22 protein-coding genes are annotated in these 22,108 nt (G+C 63.1%); 11 read left to right on the top strand and 11 right to left on the bottom strand.

Annotated elements, in window-relative coordinates:
• Positions 1-31: 31 nt before the first annotated feature.
• Positions 32-1,078 carry a hypothetical protein gene (locus tag X907_RS09965; protein ID WP_127567568.1) on the top strand — a complete coding sequence of 349 codons (1,047 nt, stop codon included), beginning with the start codon at positions 32-34 and terminating at the stop codon, positions 1,076-1,078.
• Between the two features lie 12 nt (positions 1,079-1,090).
• Positions 1,091-1,543, top strand: coding sequence for a hypothetical protein (locus X907_RS09960; protein WP_127567566.1), 453 nt, complete (start codon positions 1,091-1,093; stop codon positions 1,541-1,543).
• Here X907_RS09960 and meaB read toward each other — a convergent pair.
• On the bottom strand, positions 1,540-2,517 hold the full coding sequence (gene meaB / locus X907_RS09955; RefSeq protein WP_127567565.1) for a methylmalonyl Co-A mutase-associated GTPase MeaB: 978 nt from the start codon (positions 2,515-2,517) through the stop codon (positions 1,540-1,542). The genes X907_RS09960 and meaB overlap by 4 nt on opposite strands.
• Before the next feature lie 124 nt (positions 2,518-2,641).
• Here meaB and X907_RS09950 point away from each other — a divergent pair, with 124 nt between their 5' ends.
• Complete coding sequence (locus tag X907_RS09950) at positions 2,642-2,956, top strand: hypothetical protein (RefSeq protein ID WP_127567563.1); 315 nt, start codon at positions 2,642-2,644, stop codon at positions 2,954-2,956.
• A gap of 271 nt (positions 2,957-3,227) precedes the next feature.
• On the opposite strand, the gene X907_RS09945 is transcribed toward X907_RS09950, so the two are convergent.
• Positions 3,228-4,445, bottom strand: a complete 1,218-nt coding sequence (locus X907_RS09945; RefSeq protein ID WP_127567561.1) for an NADP-dependent isocitrate dehydrogenase — start codon at positions 4,443-4,445, stop codon at positions 3,228-3,230.
• A gap of 108 nt (positions 4,446-4,553) precedes the next feature.
• On the opposite strand from X907_RS09945, the gene X907_RS09940 reads away from it, so the two are divergent.
• From X907_RS09940 to rpsD, 4 genes are all read left to right on the top strand, one after another.
• On the top strand, positions 4,554-5,312 hold the full coding sequence (locus X907_RS09940) for an RNA methyltransferase (RefSeq protein WP_127567559.1): 759 nt from the start codon (positions 4,554-4,556) through the stop codon (positions 5,310-5,312).
• Positions 5,313-5,364: 52 nt separating this feature from the next.
• Entirely contained in the window at positions 5,365-7,176 is a 1,812-nt protein-coding gene (locus tag X907_RS09935) for a heparinase II/III domain-containing protein (RefSeq protein ID WP_127567557.1), read from the top strand.
• A 77-nt stretch (positions 7,177-7,253) separates the two neighbouring features.
• Positions 7,254-9,044 carry a heparinase II/III domain-containing protein gene (locus tag X907_RS09930; protein ID WP_170175524.1) on the top strand — a complete coding sequence of 597 codons (1,791 nt, stop codon included), beginning with the start codon at positions 7,254-7,256 and terminating at the stop codon, positions 9,042-9,044.
• 191 nt (positions 9,045-9,235) lie between these two features.
• Positions 9,236-9,853 carry a 30S ribosomal protein S4 gene (rpsD, locus tag X907_RS09925; RefSeq protein ID WP_127567553.1) on the top strand — a complete coding sequence of 206 codons (618 nt, stop codon included), beginning with the start codon at positions 9,236-9,238 and terminating at the stop codon, positions 9,851-9,853.
• A gap of 60 nt (positions 9,854-9,913) precedes the next feature.
• On the opposite strand, the gene X907_RS09920 is transcribed toward rpsD, so the two are convergent.
• The 5 genes from X907_RS09920 to X907_RS09900 all read right to left on the bottom strand — a co-directional run bounded on the left by X907_RS09920 (position 9,914) and on the right by X907_RS09900 (position 14,900).
• Positions 9,914-11,254 (bottom strand): flavin monoamine oxidase family protein, encoded by a 1,341-nt coding sequence (locus X907_RS09920; protein ID WP_127567550.1) that lies wholly within the window; start codon positions 11,252-11,254, stop codon positions 9,914-9,916.
• Entirely contained in the window at positions 11,247-12,713 is a 1,467-nt protein-coding gene (locus tag X907_RS09915) for a sodium/proline symporter (RefSeq protein ID WP_127567548.1), read from the bottom strand. The genes X907_RS09920 and X907_RS09915 overlap by 8 nt, the downstream gene beginning before the upstream one ends.
• Positions 12,714-12,738: 25 nt before the next feature.
• Positions 12,739-14,034, bottom strand: coding sequence for an APC family permease (locus tag X907_RS09910; protein WP_127567546.1), 1,296 nt, complete (start codon positions 14,032-14,034; stop codon positions 12,739-12,741).
• Between the two features lie 85 nt (positions 14,035-14,119).
• On the bottom strand, positions 14,120-14,524 hold the full coding sequence (locus X907_RS09905) for a hypothetical protein (RefSeq protein ID WP_127567544.1): 405 nt from the start codon (positions 14,522-14,524) through the stop codon (positions 14,120-14,122).
• Positions 14,525-14,552: 28 nt separating this feature from the next.
• The gene (locus X907_RS09900) at positions 14,553-14,900 is read right to left on the bottom strand and encodes a glycine zipper domain-containing protein (RefSeq protein WP_127567542.1); all 348 of its coding nucleotides are present in this window, start codon (positions 14,898-14,900) and stop codon (positions 14,553-14,555) included.
• A gap of 157 nt (positions 14,901-15,057) precedes the next feature.
• Between X907_RS09900 and mgtE the strand changes: the two genes are divergently transcribed.
• Both mgtE and X907_RS09890 read left to right on the top strand, forming a co-directional pair.
• Positions 15,058-16,362, top strand: a complete 1,305-nt coding sequence (mgtE, locus tag X907_RS09895) for a magnesium transporter (RefSeq protein ID WP_127567540.1) — start codon at positions 15,058-15,060, stop codon at positions 16,360-16,362.
• 111 nt (positions 16,363-16,473) lie between these two features.
• On the top strand, positions 16,474-17,670 hold the full coding sequence (locus tag X907_RS09890) for an acyl-CoA dehydrogenase (RefSeq protein WP_127567538.1): 1,197 nt from the start codon (positions 16,474-16,476) through the stop codon (positions 17,668-17,670).
• A gap of 418 nt (positions 17,671-18,088) precedes the next feature.
• Here the strand turns inward: X907_RS09890 and X907_RS09885 are convergent, their stop codons facing one another.
• Together X907_RS09885 and X907_RS09880 are read right to left on the bottom strand one after the other, a co-directional pair.
• On the bottom strand, positions 18,089-18,499 hold the full coding sequence (locus X907_RS09885) for a PaaI family thioesterase (protein WP_127569456.1): 411 nt from the start codon (positions 18,497-18,499) through the stop codon (positions 18,089-18,091).
• Between the two features lie 8 nt (positions 18,500-18,507).
• Entirely contained in the window at positions 18,508-19,506 is a 999-nt protein-coding gene (locus X907_RS09880) for a M20/M25/M40 family metallo-hydrolase (RefSeq protein ID WP_127567536.1), read from the bottom strand.
• 119 nt (positions 19,507-19,625) lie between these two features.
• Between X907_RS09880 and X907_RS09875 the strand changes: the two genes are divergently transcribed.
• Together X907_RS09875 and grxD are read left to right on the top strand one after the other, a co-directional pair.
• Positions 19,626-19,856 carry a BolA family protein gene (locus X907_RS09875; protein WP_036512270.1) on the top strand — a complete coding sequence of 77 codons (231 nt, stop codon included), beginning with the start codon at positions 19,626-19,628 and terminating at the stop codon, positions 19,854-19,856.
• 87 nt (positions 19,857-19,943) lie between these two features.
• Positions 19,944-20,276: a Grx4 family monothiol glutaredoxin gene (grxD, locus tag X907_RS09870; protein WP_127567534.1), complete on the top strand. Its 333-nt coding sequence runs from the start codon at positions 19,944-19,946 to the stop codon at positions 20,274-20,276.
• 214 nt (positions 20,277-20,490) lie between these two features.
• On the opposite strand, the gene X907_RS09865 is transcribed toward grxD, so the two are convergent.
• Together X907_RS09865 and X907_RS09860 are read right to left on the bottom strand one after the other, a co-directional pair.
• Positions 20,491-20,886, bottom strand: a complete 396-nt coding sequence (locus X907_RS09865) for a hypothetical protein (protein WP_127567532.1) — start codon at positions 20,884-20,886, stop codon at positions 20,491-20,493.
• Positions 20,887-20,953: 67 nt separating this feature from the next.
• Positions 20,954-22,075 (bottom strand): nitrilase-related carbon-nitrogen hydrolase, encoded by a 1,122-nt coding sequence (locus tag X907_RS09860; protein ID WP_127567529.1) that lies wholly within the window; start codon positions 22,073-22,075, stop codon positions 20,954-20,956.
• Positions 22,076-22,108: the final 33 nt, after the last annotated feature.

Below are 22,108 nucleotides of genomic sequence, written 5' to 3'. Positions count from 1 at the left end.
CCCGCAAACAATTCGCGCTAGAGTGGCGGACATGAACCGTTTCGCCCCTCTGATTCGTCATCGTGGCCTGCTGATTGCCGCAGGTGTTTTCATCCTGTTCGGGATATGGGCGGTGTATCTTTCGCCTTGGTCGGCGCGGGCCATGGAGGCGCGTCTTGGCGCTGCCGCAGAGGCCGGGCTGGAGCGCGTGGGCGAGCAGGGATGGGCGGTTGTGGAGATGCGCGGCCAGCGCGCCATCATCTCAGGCTATGCCCCTTCGGAAGATGCCCGCGCCCGCGCGGTAAGGGCGGTGCGTCAGGCCGACTGGGCGGGCGGCGCTGTTGCGGGCGGTGTCACGCGCGTGGTGGACGAGACACGCCTTGCCTTGCCGGAAGCTGGCCTTGCCCTGCGTGCGGATCTGGACCGCAACGCGCTGGTGGTTCGCGGCTTTGCGCCCGATCCCGGTGCGGCCTCCCGCGTCGAGGAAATCGCCCGTGTGCTGATAGCGGATGCAGATGTGTTTCTTGAAGAGTCTGCAGGCCAGATGCCCGATGGCTGGGAAGCGGCTGTGCGTCTGCTTCTGGGCGAGTTGGTGCGGCTGGAGGAGGGCACGGCCTTCCTGCTTGATGAGGGGCTTGCGCTTGCCGGGTTTGCTGGCAGCATCCAGACAGGCGAGAGCGTTGCCGGTGGAATGATGTCGCCCCCGCCACCCTTTGGCTCAGCCGCCCATGTGCGCGCGGGCAATACCGTTTTTGCTGCGCCTCTGCGGTCTGTCGCGCTGTGTGACCTTCTGGTGCAGGCTGCACTGGGGCCGGATGGCAGTGCGCTGGAGGCGCGCCTGCCGATCTCGCCAGATGCCGTGGATGCGCTGGCAGAGGCGGGGTCTGCCTTTTCGCGCTGCCAGCGCGGCGAGCTTGTGATCACGACGCCATCACGCTCAGGAACCGCCATTGCTGAAGCCCTGATGTCACCGCTGATTGCGGGCGGGGCCGATCCGCTGCGCCTGATGGTACGCGCCAGCGGCCCGGCCGGGGAGACGGGGGTCACGCTGGAAGTGATTGCGCGTGGCGGCGCTGAAGACGTGTCCGAAGCAAGTTAGGATCGAACCGTAATGATGTGGCTGATGTGGCATATGTGGGTCTTGCTGGCGCTCTCGGCGCTGCTGGGCGGGGTGATTGGCTGGATACTGCGCGGCGCGCGTCCCGAAGGCACGCTGCGCCTCCCGCCGCGTGAAAAGCCCGCCGCCGCTGCTTCTGCACCGGCCGCCGAACCGGCACAGCCTGCGCCATCGCCAGAGCCGGCCAGGGCGGAAACGGTGAAGCCCGCTCCCGAAGCGGCCAAGACGGGCGCGGACGCCAGTGCAGGGCCGGATGACCTGACCCGCATCAAGGGACTGGGACCGAAAGCCGAAAGCACGCTGACCGAGGCGGGCGTGTTCCACTTCCGCCAGGTCGCCGCGTGGAGCGCCGCCGATATCGAGAAGTATGACGCGCTTCTGAATGCACGCGGGCGTATCGTGCGCGATGACTGGGTCGGGCAGGCGAAGGCACTGGCGGAGAATTAGTCCAGCCGGGCCTTGTTCCACAGCGCGGTCAGGCGCTCTGCCGCTTCGCTGGCGGGCAGGGTGCCGCTGGCCACATCGCTTTCCAGACCGGGCAAAGCGCTGCGTACAGCCGGGCTCGCGTGAAAGCGCTCCAGCACCATCGCTTCCACCATGGCCCGCATCCAGCCGACCTGCTGCTCGCGCCGCCGGGCCTCAAACGCGCCCGCGCCCTGCATGGCATTGCGGTGAGCTGTGATGGCCTCCCACAACGCGTCGATACCCTGCCCCTCCAGCGCTGAGCCCGTCAGCACTTTGGGCTGCCAGTGCGGATTGGTCGGCGTGAAGAGGTGCAGTGCGGCTTCCAGATCGCGCGCGGCGCGTTTCGCCCGCTTCTCGTTCTCGCCATCGGCCTTGTTCACGAACAATATCTCGGCGTGCTCCAGCAGGCCCTTCTTGATGCCCTGCAGCTCATCGCCCGCGCCCGGCAGCATCAGGGCGACGAACACGTCCACCATGCCCGCAATCTCGGTCTCTGACTGGCCAACGCCCACCGTCTCGATGATGACGACATCAAACCCTGCCGCCTCGCACAGGAGCAGGCTCTCGCGCGTCTTGCGCGTCACCCCGCCCAGCGTGCCGGCTGAAGGGGAGGGGCGGATGAAGGCGTTGGGGTCGGTCGCCAGCGCCCCCATGCGCGTCTTGTCGCCCAGAATGGAGCCTCTGGTGCGCGTGGAGGACGGGTCCACCGCCAGCACGGCCACCTTGTGGTCCTGACGGGTGAGGAAGGTGCCAAACGCCTCGATCAGGGTGGACTTGCCAACGCCCGGCACGCCCGTCAGCCCGATACGTACCGCCCCGCCGGTATGATCCATCACCTGCGTCAGCAGCGCGCGCGCCTCTTGCTGGTGGTCGGCGCGGGTGGATTCAGCCAGCGTGATGGCGCGCGCCAGCGCGGCGCGGTCTCCGGAAATAAGGCGGTCAGCAATCTCGCTCATGGCCCCACGCATACGCCATTTGCCGGGCTTGGCAAGGCAGGGGTGGCGCTGACACGGTTTGTCAGTTGGCAGGCGCGTTGGCCCGGCGCAGGCTCGGGCACATATTCATGACAGGAGACCCGCCATGATCGCCCTTATTGCCGCCAGCCTTGCCCTGACCCCTGCGACGGAGCTGAACGAGGTGGATCTCAATATCTATTGCAACGCGCAGGCCGGTATCATGACGCAATATCTCGCCGATACGCAGTTTGCTGAAAACCTGATGATGGAAACGGCAGAATGGCTGGATCAGGCCGTCGCTGATGGCCGCACCAGCCGCGAATACATCATGTCGGTCCAGGACGCGCTCTTTCCGGTCAATCAGGAACATATCCTCGCCGATGATGTGGCCGCGCTGGAGGAACGCTTTGCGCCGTGCGAGGAGGCGTTCGGGGGGTAGGGGGCTCGCGTCGCCACCTCATGGCTCCCAGCTCGGGGGCAGCCCCCCGGTTGATAGGTATTCGGACAAGTCAGGCCAATTTGGCTCGCGCGCCCCCTACATCGTCATTCCAGAAAGCGCGTCAGCGCTTATCTGGAACCCAGCGTTTCTCAAAAAGACTGGGTTCCGGCTTTCGCCGGAATGACGAGGGGGTAGCCTCCAGCCCGCCAATACAACAAAAAAGCCCCGCCATTTCCGGCGGGGCTTTTCAAATGACGTCAGGCGGTAAAGCCTAGTTCTTCATTGCCTGCTCGAAGCGCTCACCCAGCTTGTCCAGGAAGCCTTCGGTGGAGAGCCAGCCCTGCTGGTCGCCGACCAGAAGCGCGAGGTCTTTCGTCATGTAGCCGCTCTCGACCGTCTTGGTGACGGTAAGCTCGAGCTTCTCGGCAAAGTCGATAACGGCCTGATTGCCGTCCATCTTGCCGCGGTGATAGAGGCCGCGCGTCCAGGCGTAGATCGAGGCGATGGAGTTGGTGGAGGTCTGCTCGCCGCGCTGGTGCTGGCGGTAGTGGCGGGTGACGGTGCCGTGGGCGGCTTCGGCTTCCACCGTCTTGCCGTCCGGCGTCATCAGCACCGAGGTCATCAGGCCGAGCGAGCCAAAGCCCTGTGCCACCGTGTCGGACTGCACGTCGCCATCATAGTTCTTGCACGCCCAGACATAACCGCCGGACCATTTCATCGCCGCGGCCACCATGTCGTCGATCAGGCGGTGCTCGTAGGTGATCTTCTTGGCGTCGAAATCGGCCTTGAACTCGGCCTGGTAGATCTCTTCGAAGATGTCCTTGAAGCGCCCGTCATAGGCTTTCATGATCGTGTTCTTGGTCGACAGGTAGACCGGCCAGCCGCGATCGAGGCCATAGCGCAGGCAGGCGCGGGCGAAATCGCGGATCGAGTCGTCGAGATTGTACATGCCCATCGCAACGCCGGCGCTGGGGAAGTTGAAGATCTCGTGGGTGACCGGTTCGCTGCCGTCTTCCGGCGTGAAGGTCATGGTCAGCTTGCCCGGACCCTTCACCAGCATGTCGGTGGCGCGGTACTGGTCGCCAAAGGCGTGACGGCCGATGACGATCGGCTTGGTCCAGCCCGGCACAAGGCGGGGCACGTTCTTGATGACGATGGGTTCGCGGAACACCACGCCGCCAAGGATGTTGCGGATCGTGCCGTTGGGCGAGCGCCACATCTTCTTCAGGCCGAACTCTTCCACGCGCTGCTCGTCCGGGGTGATCGTGGCGCATTTCACGCCGACGCCGTAATGCTTGATCGCCTCGGCGGCTTCGACCGTGATCTGGTCATCGGTCTCGTCGCGCTTCTGGATGGAGAGGTCGTAGTATTTCAGATCAATGTCGAGATAGGGCAGGATCAGCTTCTGCTTGATGAGATCCCAGATGATCCGGGTCATCTCATCGCCATCAAGCTCAACAACGGGGGTATCGACTTTGATCTTTGCCATGTGCGGTGTGCTCTTCTCTTGAGGGCGCGCGAAGGGACGCGCTAGAGGTGGGCCTTACTGGTTCGGGCGGTCATCTAGCATCGCCCACCCGTTTAAGAAAGGGCAGGTATGTCATCAAGTGACGGCGCAGGCGTGCCCGGCCCCGCTTTTGTGCTGGTCAATCCGCAAATGGGCGAGAATATCGGCGCGGCGATGCGGGTGATGGCCAATTTCGGTCTTGATGATCTGCGAATCCATGCCCCGCGCGATGGCTGGCCCAATGAGCGCGCCGAGGCGATGAGCGCCGGCTCGCCCCTCTATGCGTCTGCGCGCGTCAGTGATGATCTGGATGATGCGCTGGAGGGCTGCACGGTGCTGTACGCCACAACGGCGCGCCCGCGCGGCATGGTGAAACCTGTAATGACCGCGCGCGAGGCGATGGCCGAGGCGAGGGGGCTGATCGCGGCAGGCCAGAAGCCGGGCTTCCTCTTCGGGGCAGAAAAATCGGGGCTTCCCAACGAGCTGGTTGCCCGCTCGCGCGCGATCCTCACCCTGCCGGTGGATCCCGGCTTTGCCTCGCTGAACCTCGCCATGGCGGTGGGCGTGCTGGCCCATGAATGGCGCGCAGGCGATCCGCCGCCGCAAGAGTTCAAGCCGCTGGAAGAGGCCGCAGACGCGGTGGCGCTCCACCGCATGTATGAGCATTTCGAGGACGAGCTGGAGCGAGCGGGCTTCTTCTTCCCGCTGGAGAAAAAGCCGCTGATGACGCAGAATCTGCGCAATATCTTCGCCCGTGCGGGCCTGACCGAGCAGGAAGTGCGCACTTTCCGCGGCGCCATCAAGGCGCTGACCATCGGGAGAGGGAAGGCCAGGGTGGTGAGGGATTAGGGGTTGGACGCTTGCAACCCGCCCCCGGCAGGGGTTGCCCGGAGAGCTGGGGATGCTAGGCATCAGGGAAAAGGGGATCCAGATGCGCTTTAGTCTTCTCTTCTCGCTCGCTGCGCTTGCCGCGCTCGCTGCTTGCACGGAACCGTCACCGCCGCCATCTGCCACGGTTCAGTACGCGACTTGTGAGGAACCGGCCGAGCGGATCATTCCAGCGGACTGGGCTGCAGAACATCTGGCTGAAGGTTCGGCGTATTACGAGGCGCTGTTTTCGCCCGAGGCCCAGCAGGCTGTTCTGGATGGTCCGGTAGTCAGGGTTCCACATTTCACGTCAAGCACCGACCGTCAGGTGGAGCTTATCCGAGAAGGGCGCATCTTTGTCGATCGACGTGGCGATGTTGTTGTTTTAGACGCGGTGGACTGGTCCCAAAATAACCACACCTATGTGTCTACTCAGCTTCATGGATTCACGGCGGTCGGTACGCTGTTTGCCCAGCATGAAGAGCAACAGGATGAGGATGTTGAACAGGCCCTGATGCGGCTGATCCTCAACTGGGGGCACTGCGCGGCGCACAACCGCGACGTCAATCCGCGTGCCTGGCACGAGGGCACGGTGATGAAGCGGCAGTCCAACCTGCTGCACACGCTCAACTATATGCGCGCCCATGGTCCGCATGACGAGCTCACCCTGACCACGCTTCTCTACCTGATCGATGCTGGCGCGACCTATCTGCTGGACGAGCCGAACGTGTACTCACCGGGCAACCATGGCATTCGTCAGGACATGTTGCTGGCGGCGACAGCCTTGTCTCTGCCCCAGCATCCGCGGGCTGGTGAAATGCTGGAGCTGGCCGAAAGCCGTCTGGAGCTGGCGGCCCGCCGTATGTTCACCGAAGAAGGTATCTGGGCCGAACACGCGCCGGGTTATGTTCATTATATGGTTTCATTAATGAGCAGTACCGAGAGGTTGGTTGATCGGCAGGCGGGGTTCAACCCTCAGAATTTTATTAACAATTATCACTCTAGCCGTAGCTTTCTAATTGATACTGCATTGCCAGACTTTTCTATCCCGCGGATAGGCAGGTCGGGCAGGCGGACAATTGCGAGTTCTGTCGCAAGAAGAGCTGAAATCGGTCGGCGCCTTCAAGCGCTAGAGCGCTCGATAACCATTTTCCATGGCTACGGCCATGCGGTTATCCGGGGCGATCACCCGGACGGACTGTATCTGCATCTGACTGCTTCTCACAACTTCCCTGCGCGCAAGCGCCATGCCGATGAGCTTTCAGTTTTGCTCTTTAATCACGGCCGGATGTGGATCACTGAGGGAGGGCAGCACTCTACGCAAAGGGGCGGGATGACACGATATCTTCGCAGTGCGTTTGCACATAACACCTACACGCTGAATGGCGGGTATCTCGATGAACACTCTGCGCCTGAGCTGGCGGTGGAGATTACAGACAGTAGTTCTGGCCGGTCCGGCTATCGGCTGGAGGCGTTTTCGGAGCGGTTTGAAGAGCCTGCGGCGTTTACTCGGACAATCCATGTCGATAACGATTTTTCCGCGATCCGGATGACCGACGCGCTTTCGTCGGAAGCGCCGGGTGAGTGGGAGGGTCGCTTTCATTTTCCAGGTGATCTTGAAGTAGTTGTCGATAACCAACTTGTGTCGGTGACGGACCCTGAGACTGACCGTACGATGACGCTGAATTTCCAGTCGGCGCAGAATTTGTTGTTTTCAACCTGTAATGGTGAGCGATCGCCGCTTTGCGGGTGGGCGCAGGAGAGAAATAACGCGGTGCCGGTTACTACCCTGTCTTGGGCCTTCGAGGGCAACAACGAGATCTCGATAGAGATCGCATTTGAATAATAAAGGCTCAAAGCCGCCCCTGGCAGGGGTTGCCCGGAGAGCTGGGGATGCTAGGCATCAGGGGAAAGGGGATCCGGATGCGTTTTAGTCTTCTCTTCTCGCTCGCTGCGCTTGCCGCGCTCGCTGCTTGCACGGAACCGTCACCGCCGCCGTCTGCCACGGTTCAGTATGCGACTTGTGAGGAACCGGCTGAGCGCATCATTCCAGCGGACTGGGCTGAAGAACATCTGGCTGAAGGTTCGGCGTATTACGAGGCGCTGTTTTCGCCCGAGGCCCAGCAGGCTGTTCTGGATGGTCCGGTAGTCAGGGTTCCCCGTTTCACGTCAAGCACCGACCGTCAGGTGGAGCTTATCCGAGAAGGGCGCATCTTTGTCGATCGACGTGGCGATGTTGTTGTTTTAGACGCGGTGGACTGGTCCCAAAATAACCACACCTATGTGTCTACTCAGCTTCATGGATTCACGGCGGTCGGTACGCTGTTTGCCCAGCATGAAGAGCAACAGGATGAGGATGTTGAACAGGCCCTGATGCGGCTGATCCTCAACTGGGGGCACTGCGCGGCGCACAACCGCGACGTCAATCCGCGTGCCTGGCACGAGGGCACGGTGATGAAGCGGCAGTCCAACCTGCTGCACACGCTCAACTATATGCGCGCCCATGGTCCGCATGACGAGCTTACCCTGACGACGCTTCTCTATCTGATCGATGCTGGCGCGACCTATCTGCTGGACGAGCCGAACGTGTACTCACCGGGCAACCATGGCATTCGTCAGGACATGTTGCTGGCGGCGACAGCCTTGTCTCTGCCCCAGCATCCGCGGGCTGGTGAAATGCTGGAGCTGGCCGAAAGCCGTCTGGAGCTGGCGGCCCGCCGCATGTTCACCGAAGAAGGTATCTGGTCGGAGCAAGCGCCAGGGTATGTGAATTACATGGTGGCGCTGATGAACGGCGTCAGGCGCTTGCGTGATCGCGATGCCGGATTCAACCCGAGCCGTTTCATTCGCAACCAGAATGCCAGCCGAGCTTTTCTGGTGGATACGGCATTGCCGGACCGCACTATCCCGACCGTCGGGCGGTCCAGCCAGCAGACGATCAGTCCGGCCGTTGCAAGAGGCCGGGTAATCGAGCGGCGACTGGAAGAACTGGCGCGTTCGCTAACGGTTTTCCCCGGCTACGGCCATGCCGTCATCCGCGGCGGCCATCCCGATGGTCTGTATTTGCACTTCACTGCGTCGCACAATCTGCCTGCACGCAAGCGCCATGCCGATGAACTTTCAGTGCTGCTCTACAATCATGGCCGGATGTGGATCACTGAAGGCGGCCAGCACTCCACGCAGAGTAGTCCCATGACGTATTATCTGCGCAGCGCGTTTGCCCATAACACCTACACGCTAAATGGCGGCTATCTTGACGAACATGAAGAATTTGAGCGGGCGGTCGGTATCACTGATAGCAGCTCTGAGCAGTCCGGTTACCGGATCGAGGGGCGTTCGGAACGGTTCTTGGAACCGGCCTCCTTTACGCGGGCCATTATCGTTGACAGCGATTTCCAGACGGTGCGCATAACAGATACATTGTCGTCGGAAGCGCCGGGTGAGTGGGCAGGGCGGTTTCATTTTCCCGGTGATCTCTCGGTGAATGTGGAAGGTCAGAGGGTAACGGTCAGCGATCCCGGCGCCGCCCGGACCATGACAGTAACATTCCGCTCCTCGGCGCCGCTTTCGTTTTCGACTTGCCGAGGCGAACGAAATCCTGTCTGCGGGTGGGTCCAGGACAGAAATGACGGGGACTCAGTTGCTCCGGCCACTACTTTGTCGTGGTCTTTTGATGGGGATAATGAGGTCGTGATCGATATCGCGTTTGAATAACGGCCGCCCCCTCCACACCTTCCCGAATTGACAATTCCTACCCTCTGCAGCATAAGCCGCGCTTCCCTCACGCTGGGGCTGGTGAGAGTCCTGAATATTCATCCCACGGGACGATGCGTGAACCGCCGTGTTTTGAGAGCCGGTGCGAGGTGAGGGCGCACAGGCCGGGCCGCATCACATAAGAGAGAACCATGTCGAAGCGTCATTCGCAGAAATACAAAATTGACCGCCGTATGGGCGAAAATATCTGGGGCCGTCCGAAGTCTCCGGTGAACACCCGCTCCTACGGCCCCGGCCAGCACGGCCAGCGCCGCAAAGGCAAGATGAGCGATTTCGGCCTGCAGCTCATGGCCAAGCAGAAGCTCAAAGGCTATTACGGCAACATCACCGAGAAGCAGTTTGCGCGCACCTATGAAGAGGCGCAGCGCCGCCGTGGCAACACGGCCGAAAACCTGATCGGCCTGCTGGAAAGCCGTCTGGATGCGGTGGTCTACCGTTCCAAATTCGTGCCGACCGTGTTTGCGGCCCGCCAGTTCGTCAATCACGGCCACGTGACGGTGAACGGCAAGCGCGTCAACATTTCGTCCTACCAGGTTAAGCCGGGCGATGTGGTGGAAGTGCGCCAGAAGTCGCGCAACATGGCCCTCGTCCTCGAAGCGCTGGACAGCGCCGAGCGCGACGTGCCGGACTATATCGATCTCGATGCCAAGGCGATGAAAGCCACCTACACCCGCGTGCCGGAATTCTCCGACGTGCCGTACCCGGTGAAGATGGAACCGAACCTGGTTGTCGAATTCTACGCGTCGTAAGACGCCGCCGGAATATCGAATGCGAGAAGCCCGTCAGCTTTGCTGGCGGGCTTTTTGTTTTTAGCGGCCCAGCGCTTTTGCCACTTCGCCCGCCGCGCGCGCACCCGCCTCCAGCGCGCCTTCGATATAACCAAAGCCGTAAGTGGCGGTTTCGGTGCCGGCGACATGGATCGGCCCTATGGCTTCGCGCAAGCCCTTGCCCAGCGTGGTCCAGACGCCGGGACCGAGGATGGAGGCGTAGCAGCCGCGCGTCCACGGATCGCTGGTCCAGTCCTTGTCGGCATAGTCGATGGGGCTGCGGGCCTCCGGCCCGAAGAAATCGGCAAACGCCTCCAGCACGGCCTCGCGGCGCGTAGCTGCTGGCACTTGCGACCAGCGGCGCGCCTCCTCGCCCTCGATGAAGCCAAGGAGCAGTCCGGCATCTTTTCCCTTCTCGGTATTGTCGAAGGTCACGCGTACGGCGAGATTACCGCCCACTGCCTGACCGGACAGGCCACGCTCCCGCCAGAAGGGCCGCTCATATTGCGCGACGCACTTGATGCAGGCCCCGGCGGGCATGCGCCGCCAGAGCGCATCGCGGTTTGATGGCAGCGCCGGATCAAAGCGTATGCCCAGCGCCTGAGAGGGCGGGACGGCAAGGACTACGCGTTTCGCGCGCCAGCTCTGGCGGCTGGTGATGACGGTCGCGCTATCCTTGTCCCAGCCGATTTCCTGCACCGGCTCGCCATAGCGCACACAATCGCCCAGAGAGGCGGCCAGAGCGCTGGCAAGCCCGCCCATGCCGCCATGCACCCGGTCTTGCTGCGCCCCGCCGGAGACCGACAGGAGCGCATCCAGCGAGCCGCCAGAGCGGGCGTAGAAGAGCGCATGGAGAAGCGACAGCTCGTGCGGCTCGGCGCAGAACACCGCCCCGATGCCGATGGTGAACATCTCGCGTGCGCGGGCTGTAAGCGTATGGCGGCGGAGGAAGTCCGCAACCGTTATCCGGTCCCATATGTGCGCTTTGGGGTGCGTCCATGGTGCAGCGGGATCGAGCTGGCGCGCCATCTTTTCAAAACGTGAGAGTGCGTTGTTGAGATCGAGCAGGACCGGGATGGGGAGATTGGGAATGGTGCCGCGATAGCGTTTGAGGCGCCCGGCCTTGACCAGATGATCGCCCTCATCCCAGAGCGGATAGGTGGCAAAGCCCATCTCGGCAATCAGGCCGTAGAGCCGGTCCTGACCGGGGCCGACCCACTGGCCGCCGAGATCGGTCCCGTCACCATTGGCAAAGCTGTGGGACAGGACGCGCCCGCCCGCCCGTTCGCGCGCTTCCAGCACCACGACATCATGGCCGGGCGCGAGGCGGCGCGCCGCCTCCAGCCCGGAAAAGCCTGCGCCGATGATGATGACATCATGCATGGGCGGGACGTCTCCAGGCGAAGACGATGAGGAGCGGCAGTATCCACGGCACCACGCGCTCGAACGGTGAACCCGGCAGGGCGGCGAGATCAGCGAGGACGCCGCCAATGCCGCCGGTGCCTTCCAGCCCCACGCCCCTTATGAGGAAGAAGAGCGCGCTCATGCCAAAGCCGAGCGCCATGGCGGCAAGGATCGCGCCGGTGGCGGGTTCGACGCGCGCCACGCGGGCGACGATGATCGGCCCGAAGGCAGCGCCTAGCGCCGACCATGAGAACAGCACGCGGTCAAAGATTGTCGCCGGGATGGCCAGCGCCATCACCACGGCGGCGGCGCAGAGGGCCGCCATCACAATGCGCGAGATCATCACCTCGCGGCCCGGATAGCGCTTCGAGACGCCCATATCGTGGGAGACGGCAGCAGACGTGGCAATAAGCAGGGAGTCCACAGTCGACATCACCGCCGACAGCACGGCTGCGATGATGATACCGGCGAGCACGGGCGGTAAAAGCTCGCCTGCCAGCGTGTAGAACAGCGCTTCGCCCTCCTGTCCTGCACCCAGCAGCGCACGGCCCGACAGGGCTAGCGTGATCATGCCCGCATAGACGATGAGGCCCCAGCCGATGGAGACGGCGAAGGCGCGCTTCCTTGCCGCCTCGTCCTTCACTGCCATCAGACGGCTCATCAGTTGCGGCTGGCCGAACGTGCCAAGCCCGATACCGGCGACGCCGAGCGCAAAGCCGATGAAGATGAAGAAGGCGCGCTCCCCCGTGAAGGACATATAGCCGTCCGGCGCGGTGGCCTGCAGCGTGGACCAGACCTCCGCTGGCCCGCCTGCGGCTATAAGGGCCAGCACGGGCAGCAGGATGGCGATCAGGGCCATCATCGCGCCCTGCAGCGTGTCGGTGATGCTGACCGCCCAGAAGCCGCCCAGCAGCGAATAGAGCAGGATGATGCCCGCCCCGATCAGTACGCTTTCCATCCGGCCGAGGCCGAACTGGTTTTCAAAGGCGATCGAGGCTGCCCCGAACTGGGCCGCGATATAGAAAATGAAGCAGAAGAGGACGAGCAGCGCGCCCGCCCAGAGGATCGCTGTGCGGCCTGTGCCTTTGGCGCGCGCGGCCAGAAAATCGCCCAGCGTTACCTGATTTTCTGCCGCGCTTTCGGCGCGCATGCGCGGGCCGAACCAGACCCACATCACCACATAACCACCCAGTATCCCCGGCACCATCCATAGCGCGGAGAGGCCCACCGCGTAGACAAAGCCGGAGAAGCCCAACAATACCCAGGCAGACGAGGTGGAGGCCGCATAGGAAAGCCCCGCCACCCACGGCCCCAGCCCGCGTCCGCCCAGCAGGAAATCGGTCTCGGTGCGGTTCAGGCGCGAGGCCCAAAGGCCCACCCCGACCAGCACCAGCTTGTAGGTCACCAGCGTGATCAGCACGGCCAGTTCAGCGTTCATTCTCTCCCCCGTCTTGTTCTATCGCTCAGGCCCGGCGCGCATTCACAAACTGCATCAGCGCGTAGATGACGGCCCCTGCCACCAGAAACGCCGCCGTAATGGCCATGGAGCGCATCGGCACCTGGCTCAGCAGCACCAGCGAGCCGAGCACCGCCAGCACCGGGATGGTCCAGCCCAGCGGCAGGCGCATCGGCTTTTCGGTCTCGGCGGGCAAAGCGCGCACGCGCGGCATGGCGGCAATGCAGCCGACGTAAATGAGCACGCGCACAAAGGCGCTCATCGCGGCGAGGGCGAAGAAATCACCCACCACAGCGAGGATGGCGGCCAGCACGGCAAAGAAGATGATGGAATTGGCCGGCACATGGGTGCGCTCATCGACCTTGCCGAACCAGGCGGGCAGCGTGTTTTCGCGTGCCAGCGCGTAGGTCAGGCGCGGGGTTGTCACCACCGTGCCGGTGATATTGCCGCCGACCGACACGATCACGCCGAGCGTCAGGAGTAGAGCGCCTGCCGGGCCGAACAGGATCGCGCCTGCGTCAACCAGTGCGCGCTCCGAACTGGCCAGATCTGGCACCACGGCGACGCAGACGATCTGGATGACCACATAGAGCAGCGCAACGACGCCGAGCGCCCAGAACAGGCCGAGCGGCATGGCCTTGCCCGGCTCGCGCGTCTCGCCGGCGGGGATGACCGCCGCTTCCCATCCGACAAAGGCGTAGATGACCAGCAGAACGGCCGCGCTCCACTGCGCGCTTTCAGGGAAGCCGATGGAGTTTTCCGGGAAGATGTCAGGATTGATGTGAAACAGGCCCACCAGCGCGATGGCCAGCAGTGGCAGGAATTTCAGGATGGTGAGAACACCCATCGCGCGCATGGCGGGCCTGGCGCCTGCGATATTGATGCCCGCCAGCACGGCGATGATGGCCACGATGACCACAATGCGCAAAGGCCCGCTCTCAAGCGCGGGCACGAAGAAGGCGATGGAGGCCACCATCAGGTTCACATTGGCGGCAAAGGCGGTGATACGCGTCGCGTAGACGGCAAGCCCGGTCTCGAACCCGGCAAACTTGCCAAAGGCCGTGCGCACATAGAGCACCGGCCCGCCGGTGGAGGTGAAGCGGCTGGCAAGCTCTGCATAGCAGGCGACGATCAGGCCCAGCAGCACGGCGCAGACCACATAGACCAGCGGGCTCCACACGCCCATCAGCGCCGCCGCGCCGCCCGGCACGGCGAAAATGCCGGCGCCGATCATGCCGTTGACGGCCAGAAGCCAGATGCCCCGGGCCGTTATCTGCCTCTGAAGTTTTTCGCCGCCAGCCATCTCTGCCCCCGCATCGGTGTGGAGGCAAAGACTGGTCTGCTACGAAGTGATCGGCAAGCCCTTGAGAGGATTAGGTGTGACGGCGCTATTCGCCGTCATCATCTCCTCCGCTACGGCCCATGACGATCATCAGCGCGATGGCAGCTGCGCCTGCGGCCAGCAGCCCGCCGCCTTTCAGCGCGGGCAGGGCCGAAACGAGCGCGATCTTGGCCAGGCGCTTCTCCGCCTCGCGTTGCGCGCGCTCCCTGGCTTCATGGCGCTTCTGCTCGACGGCCATCACGATCAGCACGATGAGGGCAGCCAACACAAACACGCCGGCCATCAGGGCAAGGGTGGTGATGAGGCCGATTGCCTCGGCCAGCATCACGCTGGCGAGCACACAGCCGAACACCACCGCGCCAATAACGCACAGGGTCAGCAGGATTTTCAGATAGATGCGGCGCTTGAAATGCCGGCTGACCAGCGATACGTGCCCGCTGGCCAGCGACATCAAGCCATTTAAAGGACCAAGCATACCGTTAGCGGCGCGCCAGGAAGCCGATCACAAGGCCGGCGGCTGCCGCAATGCCAAGTGCCTGCCAGGGATTGTCACGCGTTTCCTTGACGATCCGGCCTTCGACCGAGTTCCACTGGTCGACGACCTCCTCGATGAGTTGCTCGCCGGCATCTTTTCCATGCTTGACCGTGGTTTTCGCGGCGGTCGAGGCTTCGTGAGCACCGACTTTTCCAACGCGTCCGACCTGCTCGACCAGCTCACGGAACTCGCGCTTGAGCTCTTCAAGCTCGGCAGCGAGAGACTCCGCGTCGGTTTCGCGCTTGACGGCGTCTTTCACCTGTTTGGCGGCGCGTGCAGCAGAGGTGCTCATATATCTGTCCTTCCTTCTTCGTGGCAGTGACAGCGAGGCGGCGTGGACTAGCTTACCGGAGCGCAGAGATCTGAGTGATACGCTCTTGGTAAGTGCCGCCTTGCAGGTCTAGAACACAGGTAACGCGGTACCTCCCCTTTGGTTGCAAGGAGTTCATATGGCATTCGATGAAGCCGGAATGGCGATCACCATAGACGCAGAAGACCATCCGGCTGACATCGCCCATGCCCTGTCCGAGATCGATCCCGGCGAGGCCTGGAAGCTGCTGTGCGCACTGCCCGTCGAGGTTCAGGCCGAGGTGTTCGGCTATATCGAGCCGGAACTGCAGGAAGAGACCATCGAGCACATGACGCGCCCCCAGCTTACCGCTCTCATCACCGAGATGAAGGCCGATGACCGGGCCGACGTGTTCAACCGCCTGTCCGAAGAGCAGCAGGAAATGCTGCTGCCTGCCCTTGCCCATGTGGAACGCGAGAATATCCGCAAGCTGTCCTCGTACGAAGAAGCGACGGCCGGGGCCATCATGACCTCGGACTACGCCACGCTGAGAGCGGACATGACGGCCAAGGATGCGATTGCGCAGCTCCGGCGCGAGGCGCCCGACAAGGAAACCATCTACCGCACCTATGTGCTGAAAGATGATCGCGAACTGATCGGGACGGTGCGCCTGACTGACCTCATCCTTGCGCCCCCTTCGCGCAAGGTTGCCGATCTGATGGATGATGATCCGGTCTATGCCTTTGTGGACGATGACCAGGAGAGCGTGGCGCGCACCATCGCGAAATATGACATCCTGGCCGTGCCGGTGGTCGATGCGCAGCATCATCTTCTGGGCATCGTCACACACGATGACGCGATGGACGCGCTGGAAGAAGAGGCCACCGAAGACTTCCTGCGTCTCGGCGCGCACGGCGAGATTACCGAAAGCGTGCGTACCGCCGGCATTATCACGCTCTACCGCGCGCGCATTGTCTGGCTGGTCCTTCTGGTCTTCGGCAATCTGCTGTCGGGCTTTGGCATTGCCTATTTCGAGGACACGATTGCCGCCCATATCGCGCTGATCTTCTTTCTGCCGCTCCTCATCGCCTCTGGCGGCAATGCCGGGTCTCAGGCCGCCACGCTGATGGTGCGCGCGCTCGCCACTGGCGATGTGAGGTCCCGCGACTGGGGCCGCATGCTGGGCCGGGAGTTCCTTGTTGCCGGCGCGCTGGGCATCACCATGGCTCTGGCGGTCTCCGGCATTGGTGTCTTCCGGGGTGGGCCGGATATTGCGCTGGTCGTTGCCAGCTCGATGATCATCATCGTGCTGGTGGGCAGTCTTATCGGCATGTCGCTGCCCTTCATCCTGTCGCGCTTCAACATGGACCCGGCAACGGCCAGCGCCCCGCTGGTTACCTCCATCGCGGACGCCACCGGCGTGGTGATCTATTTCAGCATTGCCAGCGTGGTGCTGTTCACCTGACGGTCTTCGCACCATCCTGTGCGTGAGGTGAAAAAGTCTCTGCCTTTTGCGCGCCAAGGGTAGTAGCAAGACGCCACTCGGGTCCGTCGAAAACTGCGAGGAGAACGTATAATGGCCAGCACCAACACCCAGGGCTCGGTAATCCAGTTCCGCTGGGACGACGCCCTTCATCTCGACACGCTTCTCACCGAGGAAGAGCGCATGGTCTCCCAGGCCGCGCGCGACTATTCGCGCGGCGAGCTACTGCCCCGCGTGATCGAGGCGGCGCGCGAGGAAAAGTTCGACCGCAAAATCATGACCGAGATGGGCGAGCTGGGCCTGCTGGGCGCCACCCTGCCGGAAGTCTATGGCGGGTCGGACCTCTCCCACGTCGCCTACGGCCTGATCGCGCGCGAAGTGGAAGCCATCGATTCCGGCTATCGCTCCGCGATGAGCGTGCAGTCTTCCCTCGTCATGTACCCGATCTTCGCCTTCGGTTCTGACGAGCAGAAAAAGAAATACCTGCCCAAGCTGGCATCGGGCGAGTTTGTCGGCTGTTTCGGCCTGACCGAGGCCGATGGCGGCTCTGATCCGGGCGCGATGCGCACCAACGCCAAGAAGATTGATGGCGGATACGTCCTCAACGGCTCGAAAATGTGGATCACCAACTCGCCGATTTCCGATCTGGCTGTGGTCTGGGCCAAGCTTGATGGCGAGATACGCGGCTTCATCGTGGAGCGTGGCACCAAGGGTTTCGAGACGCCCAAGATTGAGGGCAAGCTCTCTCTTCGTGCTTCTGTCACCGGCTCGATCTCGCTGGATGACGTGAAAGTGGGCGAGGATGCAATCTTGCCGAATGTGAAGGGTCTGCGCGGGCCCTTCTCCTGCCTCAACAAGGCGCGCTACGGCATCTCATGGGGTGCAATGGGCGCGGCGGAGTTCTGCTTCCACGCCGCGCGCGAATACGCGCTGGAACGCGTTGTCTTCGGCAAGCCGATTGCTGCCACCCAGCTGGTCCAGAAGAAGCTCGCCGACATGCAGGCCGAGATCACGCTTGGCTTTCTGGGGGCGCTGCAACTTGGCCGCCTGATCGATCAGGGCGCCTTCGTGCCGGAAGCCATCTCGCTGATGAAGCGCAATAATTGCGGCAAGGCGCTGGCCATTGCCCGCGAGGCACGCGACATCCATGGCGGCAATGGCATTGCCGAGGAATACCATATCCTGCGACACGCGATGAACCTGGAAACCGTCAATACCTATGAGGGGACGCACGACATCCACGCCCTCATCATGGGCCGCGCCATTACCGGCCATCAGGCGTTTGCTTAAGTCCAGATGTCATCCTCCGGCCGCGTAGCGGTCCGGGGGAGCCATGCCTATGGCTTTCCTTTTCCTAGCCCTCGTCCTTCGAGACGGCTTCTGACGAAGCCCCTCAGGATGAGGGCTTTCCTCGCGCTTTTCCCTCATCCTGAGGGTGAGCGAAGCGAACGTCTCGAAGGATCAGGGAAAAGCAACCTCTCAGGCATGGGTGGCCCGGATACCCGCCTGCGCGGGCACAGGCAGTCGCGGGCGGCCGTTCGGCCTTTTCAGGCCGCTTCCTGGCCTTCGCAGATGTCCTCCCCCGTTCACGGGGGAGGTGTCGAGCGCAAGCGAGACGGAGGGGGGAGCCTTTTTAAAATCCCCCCCTCGGTCCTTCGGACCACTCCCCCCGCAGGCGGGGGGAGACATCTATAGAGGTCAGCTGCCCCTAACCCTGCGGCCACATATTAAGCTGGGTCTGGGTGGTCAGGGCGACCAGCTTGCCGTCCTCGCGTTCGATGCGCGTCTGCCAGACCTGACTGGTCCTGCCCTTGTGGATGGGTGTCGCCGTCGCGATGACCTTCATGCCCACGGGCGGGCTGGAGATCATATTGGTCTTGCTCTCGGTCGTCGTGGTGCCAACCGCACCTTCAGGCAGGGAGATGAAGGCCCCCGTCGCGCCCGCAATGTCTGCCAGGCTCATCATCGCACCGCCATGGAGCGTGTCGCCGAGCGTGCATATTTCTGTGCGCACCTCCATCTCGGCAACGACCCGGTCCGGCCCGGCTTCCAGAACCACCACGCCCAGCGTGCGTGCCAGCGGTACGCCAAGCTCGTTCAGTTGTTCGACCGTCAGCATCATGCCGGCTATTTCTCCACCGCTTCAGGCTGGCGGGAGGGAGACGTGGCGATGAGGTCCAGCATGGCATCGGCGCGGCGCGCCACGTCCACTGCCGTCTCCACCGCGCCGCCGAAAAAGGCCAGCGTCATATTCTCATACGTGTCGGTGATCTGGTGGTAGTGCTCGTGGTCCTCCACGCCGAGATAGAGGAAGGGGATGCCTGCCGCATGGAAGGGGCCGTGGTCTGACAGCATGGTCCAGTCATTGCGCGGATCATCGCTCGGCTCGTCATAGCCGGTGCGCAGATTGATCCGGGAGGCCTCCGCCGCAGCCGCCACCAGATCCAGCAGCACCGGATAATGCCAGGTGCCGACCGCGTAGAGATCGTCGGTCTCGCTATAGGCGATCATGTCCATATTCAGCATGAAGCCTATTCTCTCATAGCCTTCGGGCCGGTTGGCCACGAAATGGCGCGCGCCGCGAAGACCGCCCTCCTCGGCATCAAACGCCACGAGGATCACGTCGTTCTCCGGCGGGTTCTCCATGAAGGCCGCCGCGACCGCCAGCAGGCCCGCCGTGCCGGAGGCATTGTCGTCCGCGCCATTGAAGATATTGCCGTCTTCGTCCATGCCGACATGGTCGTAATGCGCGCCAACGACCATCACATGATCGCCCGGATTGGTCCCGGCGATACGGCCTACCAGATTGACGGCCGTGATGGTTTCACGCTCCGCGTCGGGGTCACGGAAATCCAGTGAGCGCTGGAAGGTGAAGCTCTGCTCGTAATTTTCAAACACCGCCTCGACGCCGATCTCGCCAAGCCGTTCCACGATATAGGCGCGGGCGCGGGCATTACCCTCGCTGCCGACCAGACGGCCTTGCATGTCATCGGCGGACAGAATGCGCAGATCGGTAACCGGCTGCGGCTCTCTGCCGCCGGAGATTGCCATAATATCGCAGGACGCGAGCGACAGGGCCAGCACCGGCGCGGCCAGAAGCGCTGAGAATCGAAGATTGAAATGCATGGGGCTAGCGGGCTCCCGTCCCATATGAACTGTTATAATGCTGGCCGGAGCGGGATTCGCACCGGTAATTCCGCGCCAGTCTAGCGCGGGGCAAGCTGCCGCGAACAGGAGGTTTTTCCATGCCCATGGCCGCCGACGATATTTCGCGTCTGATCCGCGAGGCGCTGCCCGATGCGCAGGTGGAGATCGAGGATCTGGCAGGGGATGGCGACCATTACCGCGCGACGGTGGTCTCACCGGCCTTTGCCGGACTGCCCCGTGTGAAGCAGCACCAGCTGGTCTATAATGCGCTGGGCGGACGCATGGGCGGCGAGCTACATGCGCTGGCGCTCATCACCCGCGCGCCCTGAGTGCCCCGCCCTGACAGCCATGCTTGACCGGATGGCTGGCGCTTCCTAGCTGTCTTGCAAGATAATCCCGCGCGAAGGAGCGCCCCGATGACCGACACCGCCACGCTTGAATCGATCCGCAATACGGTGGAAGGCCACGATGTCGTGCTGTACATGAAGGGCACGCCGCTCTTTCCCCAGTGCGGATTTTCCTCCCTCGTTTCGCGCGTGCTCCAGCATATGGGCGTGGAGTATCACTCGGTAAACGTGCTGGAAGACATGGATGTACGCGAAGGCATCAAAGTCTATTCCGACTGGCCGACCATCCCCCAGCTCTATGTGAAGGGCGAGTTCATCGGCGGCTGCGACATCGTCAAAGAGATGTTCGAGACCGGCGAGCTGAAAGCCTTTTTCGACGAAAAGGGCATTGAGGCGGCCTGAGAGCTTGCTTTTCCCTCGTCCTTCGAGACGTTCGCTACGCTCACCCTCAGGATGAGGGAAAAGCAAGCCCTGTGCCCTCACCCTGAGGAGCGCTCCCAAGAGCGCGTCTCGAAGGGCGAGGGTCTTGCAGGCCGCAAAGCGGCCTGAAAAGGGCGACCGCCCGCCCGCGACTTTTCGCGGAACATCGCAGCCCGGATGGGCTGCGAGCTGAAACCTACCTTCTCGGTCTCGGCGTCGGTGCCTGCGGATTGATGACGCGCACGCTGGCGCTCCCCGGCAGGCCCAGCTCATCGCGGCTCCACACGAGCTCCACCCCTTCAGGCAGGAAGGCGCGGCAGTGATCGGGCTGCAGGCGGCGCAATTCCACGGTGAACGTCCAGCGGGTGCGCGAATCCACCATCACCACGGGCTCGAAGCTCTCCTTTGTGGTGCAGCCGTTTGAGCGCACCTGAACGCGGATCGAGCCGTCCGGCATGTCCTGCCAGTAATGGATGGTTTCCCGTTCGCCGGGCAGCGCCCGTGAGGGCTGCAGGGAGGGCGCAGGCGCCGCCGCGCACGCCGCCATTATCAGGGCAGCGCCCGAAGCGGTCATCCATCGTGCAAACGCCATCAGACTCATGCCTCCAGTTCTAACCGGCATAATCCCTGACAGGCCACACATGACTGCAAGCTGAAGGCTAGCCGGAGACCCACATCACCAAAATCTCGCCGCCGGTGGTGCGCCGTGCGGCGTGGACGCCATCGGCGTCGACGGCAATGGCCGCCCCGTCAGATTCCATGCCCCAGAGCGAGCCGCCCAGAAAGGCCGTAACGCCGGCGCGCGCGGAACTGTCCTGCAGCCGGCCCGCGAGGGCATGGGTCTGCCAGGCTTCCCCTTCGCTCAGGCGGCCAGCATCCTCGCGCGGCACATCATCGGGCCAGGGGGTGACATAGCCGCCCCATGGCTGGTCCCAGACGCCGCCCGGCTGCAGGAAGGCAGGCACGGCCAGCAGGTCCGCCCCCTCAAGTGCTGCGTAGACGTCCGGGTGCCAGGAATCGGCGCAGATCAGCACGCCCAGCCGCCCGGCAGGCGTGTTGAACACGGGATAGTCTTCCAGGGTGGCGGCGGCGGTGAAGCCCGCCTCTGACGGAATGGGATAGACCTTGCGCACCAGTGCGCCGTGGACCGAGCCATCCGGGGCAAAGACGGCGCTGACATTCTCCAGCGGGCCATCGTTCGCGGTCACGATCCTGCCGTCCTCGATGCGGGCGCCTGCCAGCACGACCGAACCGGCAACAAGGGTGATGCCGTAGTCTTCGGCCAGCGCTGAAAAAGCCGCCTGATAGCGCTCTGCCATATCGGCGCTGCGCATGCGGAATACGGCCGCGGCAGCCCGGTCCGCTTCAGGGCTTGCCAGCACCGAGCCTGCAAAGGGCAGGGGGTTGGCCGCGATGAGCGCGGTCATCGCGCCTTCGACGCTTGCCGCCCGGTATACGCCGCGCGGCGCGTCGGTAGCGACCAGCCAGGTGCCGACATGTTCGGGAAAGACGGCCACCGTACGCGGCGTCAGCACGCCTGCTTCGCGCGCCGCTTCCAGATAGTCAGCCAGCCGTGCAGTGAAGGCCCCGGTGCTGGCGTAGTCTTCGGTGCGCATGACCGGATCAATCGCGATGAGGTTTGTGCCAGAGACACTGCCGGTCTGGGTGATCACGATCGGGTCAGCCAGCGGAGCCGCCGGTGCCGGCAAGGCGCGCCAGAATGACCATCCCGCCAGGGCGGCGATGATGATACAGGCGGTGAACAAGAGCCAGCGGGGCATGTGAGGCCTCCAACGCGTATCTGACTTACGCGC

The organism is Glycocaulis alkaliphilus, from assembly GCF_004000605.1.
In the GTDB taxonomy this organism is placed as follows: domain Bacteria; phylum Pseudomonadota; class Alphaproteobacteria; order Caulobacterales; family Maricaulaceae; genus Glycocaulis; species Glycocaulis alkaliphilus.
This window is presented reverse-complemented; position numbering and strand designations above follow the sequence as displayed.